Annotated in this window: 6 protein-coding genes; 1 reads left to right on the top strand and 5 read right to left on the bottom strand. The window is 70.3% G+C overall.

The features are described from left to right. Window positions 1–4: 4 nt before the first annotated feature. Window positions 5–2,599, bottom strand: coding sequence for a valine--tRNA ligase (gene valS, locus MJ785_RS17120; protein WP_239381767.1), 2,595 nt, complete (start codon window positions 2,597–2,599; stop codon window positions 5–7). Window positions 2,600–2,804: 205 nt separating this feature from the next. Here valS and MJ785_RS17115 point away from each other — a divergent pair, with 205 nt between their 5' ends. Then, window positions 2,805–3,626 carry an inositol monophosphatase family protein gene (locus MJ785_RS17115; RefSeq protein WP_239309634.1) on the top strand — a complete coding sequence of 274 codons (822 nt, stop codon included), beginning with the start codon at window positions 2,805–2,807 and terminating at the stop codon, window positions 3,624–3,626. 55 nt (window positions 3,627–3,681) lie between these two features. Here MJ785_RS17115 and MJ785_RS17110 read toward each other — a convergent pair whose 3' ends face one another. The 4 genes from MJ785_RS17110 to MJ785_RS17095 all read right to left on the bottom strand — a co-directional run. Next, window positions 3,682–4,206, bottom strand: coding sequence for a gamma carbonic anhydrase family protein (locus tag MJ785_RS17110; RefSeq protein ID WP_239309636.1), 525 nt, complete (start codon window positions 4,204–4,206; stop codon window positions 3,682–3,684). Window positions 4,207–4,382: 176 nt separating this feature from the next. Further along, entirely contained in the window at window positions 4,383–5,915 is a 1,533-nt protein-coding gene (locus tag MJ785_RS17105; RefSeq protein WP_239381765.1) for an aldehyde dehydrogenase family protein, read from the bottom strand. Further along, on the bottom strand, window positions 5,905–6,195 hold the full coding sequence (locus tag MJ785_RS17100) for a DUF4235 domain-containing protein (protein WP_239309618.1): 291 nt from the start codon (window positions 6,193–6,195) through the stop codon (window positions 5,905–5,907). The genes MJ785_RS17105 and MJ785_RS17100 overlap by 11 nt, the downstream gene beginning before the upstream one ends. Before the next feature lie 55 nt (window positions 6,196–6,250). Beyond that, on the bottom strand, window positions 6,251–6,767 hold a 517-nt coding region (locus MJ785_RS17095), incomplete at its 5' end, for a DUF3093 family protein (RefSeq protein ID WP_239381763.1).

Genomic DNA, 6,767 nt, shown 5'->3' with positions numbered 1-6,767 from the left:
CGGGTCAGGCCAGGATCACGTCGATGGCCAGTTCGCCCGAGCCCGCGGCGAAGGTCAGGCTGGTGATGCTGCCGGCGCTGCGCAGATCTGGCGCGGCCGCCGCCACCAGGGCCAGCAGGTCGGCCTCTCCGCTGACGCGGGCGGAGGCCACTGCGGCCTTCATCGAGACCTTGGCCGTTGATTTCGACCGCCGGATCGCCGTGAGCGCGCCGCTGACCGCCTCGAGCTGGCGAGGGTCGCCGTTGTCGGCGAACTTGCGCAGCTCACCGGCTTCCGGCCAGCGGGCGCGGTGCACCGAACCCGGTTTCCACCAGGACCAGACCTCTTCGGTGACGAACGGGAGGAAGGGCGCGAACAGTGCCAGGACCGTGGACAGCGCGATAGCGAGCGTGGCTCGGGCGGATGCCGAGCCCGCTACGCCGAACGCCCCATACGCGCGTCCTTTGACGAGCTCGACGTAGTCGTCGCAGAACCGCCAGAAGAACGATTCAGTCAGTTCCAGGGCACGGGTGTAGTCGTAGCCGTCCAATGCGGTAGAGGCCGCGTCGACGACATCCGCGAGCGTCGCCAGCAGCGCTCGGTCGAGTGATTCGCTGATCGCGCCCGGGTCCTCGACCACACCGAGCCCCAGGGTGAACCGACTCGCGTTGAGCAGCTTGATGGCGAGGCGTCGCCCGATTTTCATTTGCCCGACATCAAAGGCGGTATCAGTACCCGGACGCCCGGATGCCGCCCAGTATCGCACCGCGTCCGAACCGTGCTGTTCGAGCAGGTCCAGCGGCGTGACGACGTTTCCCTTGGATTTCGACATCTTCTTGCGGTCCGGGTCGAGAATCCAGCCGGAGATGGCCGCGTTCGTCCAGGGCAGTGTGCCGAACTCGGTATGACTGCGCAGCACCGTCGAAAACAGCCAGGTGCGGATGATCTCATGCGCCTGCGGTCGCAGATCCATCGGGAACACCCGCGCGAACAGGTCGTCGTCGCTGCCCCAGCCAGCGGCGATCTGCGGGGTGAGCGACGAGGTGGCCCAGGTGTCCATCACATCCGGGTCAGCGGCGAAACCACCGGGAACCCCGCGTTGGGCCTCGGTGAAGCCAGGTGGTGTGTCGCTGGATGGGTCGACCGGAAGTGTGGCCTCGTCGGGCACGATCGGCTGGTTGTGCCGGGGCAGGCCGTCGGAGCCCAGCGGGTACCAGACCGGGAACGGCACGCCGAAGAAGCGCTGCCGGCTGATCAGCCAGTCCCCGGTGAGCCCATCCACCCAGTTCTCGTAGCGGACGCGCATATGCGCGGGATGCCAGCGCAGCTCGGCGCCGCGGGCCCGCAGCGCCGCCCGCAGGGTCTCGTCCCGTCCACCGTTGCGGATGTACCACTGGCGGGTTGTGACGATTTCCAGCGGGCGGTCGCCCTTTTCGTAGAACTTCACCGGATGGGTGATCGGGCGCGGTTCTCCCAGCAGTGCTCCGCTGGCCCGCAGGAGCGCGACGGTCTGCTCGCGCGCGCTGTTGGCGGTACGTCCGGCCAGCGTGGCATAGTGTGCCCGGCCCGTCTCCGACACGATCGCCTCGGGTGGGTCGGCGAGCAGCCGGCCGTCCCGGCCGATCACCGCTCGGGCGGGCAGCTGAAGCTCCCGCCACCAGGTGACGTCCGTCAGGTCGCCGAAGGTGCAGATCATCGCGATGCCGGACCCCTTCTCGGGGTCGGCGAGCCGGTGCGCGAGCACCGGCACCTCGACATCGAACAGGGGAGTGCGCACCGACGAGCCGAACAGCGGCTGGTACCGCTCGTCGTCCGGATGCGCGACCAGGGCGACACACGCGGCCAGCAGCTCCGGCCGGGTGGTTTCGATGAGCACTGCCGGGCCGCCGGCCGCGGCGCCCTGGCCACCCGCGCGGGCGAACGCGAGCGTGTGGTAAGCGCCTGGGCGGTCACGGTCCTCCAGCTCCGCCTGGGCGACCGCTGTCCGGAAGGTCACGTCCCACAGCGTCGGCGCCTGCGCGAGATAGGCCTCGCCGCGAGCGAGGTTGCGCAGGAAGGCCCGCTGGGCGACGGCGCGGGAGCGGGTGTCGATCGTCGCGTAGGTCATCGACCAGTCCACTGACAGGCCGAGCCGCCGCCACAGCTCCTCGTAGACCTTCTCGTCCTCGATCGTCAGCCGCTCACACAGCTCCACGAAGTTGCGGCGGCTGACCGGGACCTGCTCCTTGCCGGGCTTGTCCGGCGGGGTGTAGCCCGGGTCGTAGGGCAGCGACGGGTCACAGCGGATGCCGAAGTGGTTCTGTACCCGGCGTTCGGTCGGCAGACCGTTGTCGTCGAATCCCATCGGGTAGAAGACCTCACGGCCGCGCATCCGCTGGTACCGGGCGATGATGTCGGTGTGCGTGTAGGAGAAGACATGACCTACGTGCAGCGACCCGGAGACGGTCGGCGGTGGCGTGTCGATCGCGAAGACCCGCGCCCGGTCGGCGGTCCGGTCGAAGCGATAGGTCGCCTGCTCGTGCCATGCGGCCGACCAGCGTTGCTCGATGCCGTCGAGGGACGGCCGGTCCGGGACGGCCTGCCGCCGTTGCGCCGGATCTTCCCGCTGGCCCGGATCCAGTTGGTTTCTGCCTTCTTCTGTCACCACAGGTAACGATCCTACGGGCCGGGGACGGCGGGACTCGCGGTGCCCGCAAGCCGCGGTTTTTTGCGGTCCTGGTGGGCACCGTCCCGGCTGGTACCGGTGGGTTGGCAGGATGAAGCCCGTGCCTGAGACCACGCGCTATGCCGGCGATCCGATGCCTTCGACGGGGGCTTCCGCATCGATGCCTGATGACGTGACGCCCGGCGGCCCGCGACCGCTGGAGCTGCTGGAGCTCGCGCTCGCCGTCGCCCAGGAGGCCGGTGACCTCCTGCTGCGGGGACGAGCGGGCACGGTGGCGGCCGAGTCGACCAAGTCCTCCCCCACGGACGTCGTCACCGCGCTCGACCGGGCATCCGAGGAGCTGGTCGGGCGCAGGCTGCGCGAGGCGCGCCCCGGCGACGGCCTCCTCGGTGAGGAAGGCGCCGACGACGTCGGCACCAGCGGCGTGCGCTGGATCGTCGACCCGCTGGACGGCACCGTGAACTTCCTCTACAGCCTGCCGAACTGGGCGGTGTCGATCGCGGCTGAGATCGACGGGACGGTGGTGGCCGGGGTCGTGCACGCTCCGGCCATGGGCGTCACCTACACGGCGGCGCTCGGCGAAGGCTCGGCCCGTAACGGAGCCGCCCTCACGGGCTCGACCGTCACCGACCTGTCCCACGCGCTGGTGGCGACCGGGTTCGGTTACACGGTCGAGCGACGGGCCAGCCAGGTCACGGTGCTGACCCGGGTCCTGCCGCGGGTACGGGACATCCGGCGGATGGGCGCGGCCTCACTCGACCTCGGCGCGGCCGCGGCCGGTCTCGTGGACGCCTACTACGAGCGCGGCCTGCATCCCTGGGATCATGCGGCCGGGGGGCTGATCGCCACCGAGGCCGGTCTGCGCGTCGGTGGTCTGCACGGCCGGCCGGTGTCGAACGACCTCACCATCGCGGCCCCACCGGCGCTGTTCGATGCGCTGCACGACCTGCTCGCCGCGGACCCGCCCGCCGACGGCGACTAACCTGTCCGTCCACTCGCGCGGCCTGGGCCGGCCTGGGCCGGCCGGCTCAGCCCAGTCAGTCGATGCGGCGGAGCTCCTCGCGGTACCGCTTGCCGTTCGCGGTGTACATCGCGGCCCCGGCCGCGAAGGCGTTCTCCGGCACCGCGTCCGGGCGGATCTTCGCTGGTACGCCGATGGCCAGTGCCCGGGGCGGTACCCGCACGTTGTTACCGACAAGCGCCTGCGCGCCGACCAGTGCGCCGGCGCCGACCACCGCCTCGTGCAGGACGATCGAGCCGGAGCCGACCAGGGACCCGTTCTCGATGACGCAGCCCTCCAGATGCGCGATGTGCCCGATGACGCAGTCGTCGCCGATGATCGTGGGCAGCGTGGCGGTCGAGTGCACGACGGTGCCGTCCTGTACCGAGGTCCGGGCGCCGATACGGATCTCCCCGTAGTCGGCGCGCAGCACCGCGCCCGGCCAGATGGTCGACTCGGGGCCGATGGTCACCTTGCCGATCACGGTTGCCGCCGGGTGGACGTAGGCGGAGGGATCGATTTCGGGCACCCGGTCACCGAGCGCGTAGACAGCCACCGACATCTCCTTCTCGGGCACGTGGCCGGCCGGTCGCCATGGTCAGCTCATCATCATGGTCGGCCCACCATGGGCGTGTTACCGCGGACACGGCCGCCGCTGGGGAGCATCCCCACCTCATCGTGCCCTACGGAGCCGGCCGCCGCCCGCGCCGCCGGACACATGTGCGCGGGTCGTTCTGGTCATCCAGCGCTGTTATTCTCGGCGTCCGTCTTGGCTCGCTGCCCGTGCAGCATGCGTGTGAGCGCCCGGTAGCGCCGCATCGCTGACGGTTTTCGGAAGAACGAGATCGGGTTGACCGGCGAGGCGATCTGCCGCACGGTCATCGCCTTCGGCCAGGCGAACTCGCGCAGGCCATCCGCGCCCTGTACCCGCCCGAACCCGGAGTGCCCGACGCCGCCGAACGGCAGGCCGGCGACCGCGGTGAAGACCATGACATTGTTGACCGAGACCATGCCCACCCGCAGCCGGTCGGCGATCTCCCGCCCGCGGCGGCGGGAGAACACCGACGCGCCAAGCCCGAAGACGCTGCTGTTGGCTCTGGCCACGGCCTCGTCGAGGTCACGCACCCGGGTCACCACCAGGGTCGGCCCGAAGGTCTCCTCGGTCATCGCCAGGGCGTCGTCTGGCACGTCGACCAGCACGATCGGATCGACGAACGGTGGGCGGACCGATTCGGGGCCGCCTACCACGGCACGCCCGCCTCGCGCCAGCGCGTCGCGAAGGTGGCGCTGGATGAGCTCGATCTGGCTGTCGAGGACCATCGGGCCGTACCCGGACGGTTTCCCGGCGCCAGCCGTGATTTTCTTCGCCTGGATGATCAGCTTTGCGAGGAAGGCATCGTAGGCACCGTCGGTCACGAAGATCCGTTCAGTGGCGATGCAGGTCTGGCCGGAGTTGCCGATCCCGAGCCACAGCGCGCCGTCGACGGCCGCGTCGAGATCGGCGTCGTCCGCGACGATCATCGCGTCCTTGCCGCCCAGTTCCAGCACGACCGGGGTGAGCGTCTTCGCGCACTGGGCCATCACGGCCCGGCCGGTGGCCGGGGCACCGACGAACGAGAGTTTGTCCACGCCGGCCGAGCACAGCGCGGCGCCGGTGAGCGAGCGGCCGGTGACCATACGGAGTACCGGATGCTCGCCGACCACGGCGGCGAACTTCTCCACGACGAACCGTCCGACCGCGGGTGTCAGCTCACTGGGTTTGTAGACGACACAGTTGCCGGCGGCGAGCGCCGACACGATGGCCCCGCCCGGGGTGTAGACGGGCCAGTTCCAGGTCCCGATGACGCCGACGACCCCGTAAGGCTGGTAGGTCACGGAGGCGGCCTGGTTCGCGGTAAGCAGGCCACGCGGCACCCGGCGCGTGCCCAGGACGCGCCCGGCATGGGCAGCCGTCCAGGCGAGGATGTCAAGATGAGTACCGATCTCCAGGACGGCCTCGTCGACGGTTTTGCCGTTCTCCCGGTGGACCAGGTCCGCGAGCTCGTCAAGGGAGTCGTAGAGCGCTCTCTTCCAGGCCAGCAGGCGCGTGCGGCGACCGTCGAAGCCGAGGCCGGACCACCATTGGGTGGCGGTGCGCGTGTGCTCGACCACGGCGCGCACCTCGTCGGCGCTGTGCGCCGGGAACGTCGCGATTGTCGCGCCGGTAACCGGGCTGATCGAGTCAAAGGCCTCCACCGCCACCATGACGGCCGGTTCTGGGTCAGTCGCCATCGTGCATGCCCGGTGGCAGCGATCCAGTCGTCTTCACCCACCAGCGGGCGGCCACCCGTTCGGCGGTGAGCCGCCCGAGGCCGATCGCCACCCCGGACAGCACCGCCCAGCCGATCGCGTCCGCCCAGGCCGTCTCGGGATGCGCCGGACTGGCCGGCGGGTCGGCTTTGCGGATTTTCCGGTACGCCACGGTGGCGGTCCTGCTCGCCGCCGAGCCGGCCGCGGCACCTGCCGCGCCTCCCACGATCTTCCAGCCAATCTTCGATACCGACCGTGCCACTATCGCACCTCCGTCATCTGTGGACCGCGGCCCGCGGGGGAGCGAGATCCGCGGTTCAGCGCGTGACCGGGACATTGATCGCCATAGCCAGTTCGTCGGGATGTCTGCTGGACAGCACCCATGCGCCGGTCGCGGTGTCGACTCGGACGCCCGTCCGTATCCATGGCCTGGTCAGGGCAAACATCCCCGGAGCAAGCACGGTGCGGATGTCGGTGCAGGCGACGGAGCCGTGGACGGCGTCTCTGCTGATCGTCCTGCCGGCCGCGCGCACCGACGTGTCGGTCACGGCCAGGCGGGGCCGCCCGAGCAGCCACAGCGCCGCCGCCAGCGCGGCGAACATGGCGCCGTAGGCCACCAGCCGAGCCAGCGCGGAGTCCGCGTAGACGGTGAAGTAACTGCCGAAGGCGCCCGCGCAGACAGCGGCCCAGACGTACCAGAGCCGAGGTACCGCCAGCCGTTCCTCGTAACGCATGTCGGTCAGTATCCACTGTGTCAGGAGCCGCCCGCGCCCGTCAGTAACTGATCTTTCGCTGGTGGCTGGCCCCCATCGGGGCGGGCGCCGGTGTGGGCGC

The organism is Protofrankia sp. CiT1 (assembly GCF_917627335.1).
Taxonomy (GTDB): domain Bacteria; phylum Actinomycetota; class Actinomycetes; order Frankiales; family Frankiaceae; genus Protofrankia.
This window is presented reverse-complemented; position numbering and strand designations above follow the sequence as displayed.

Excerpts from the sequence above, each read along its gene's own strand:
- MJ785_RS17115 (WP_239309634.1), top strand. The coding sequence starts at position 2,805 with ATGCCTGATGACGTGACGCCCGGCGGCCCGCGACCGCTGGAGCTGCTG.
- MJ785_RS17110 (WP_239309636.1), bottom strand. The coding sequence starts at position 4,206 with ATGTCGGTGGCTGTCTACGCGCTCGGTGACCGGGTGCCCGAAATCGAT.
- MJ785_RS17105 (WP_239381765.1), bottom strand. The coding sequence starts at position 5,915 with ATGGCGACTGACCCAGAACCGGCCGTCATGGTGGCGGTGGAGGCCTTT.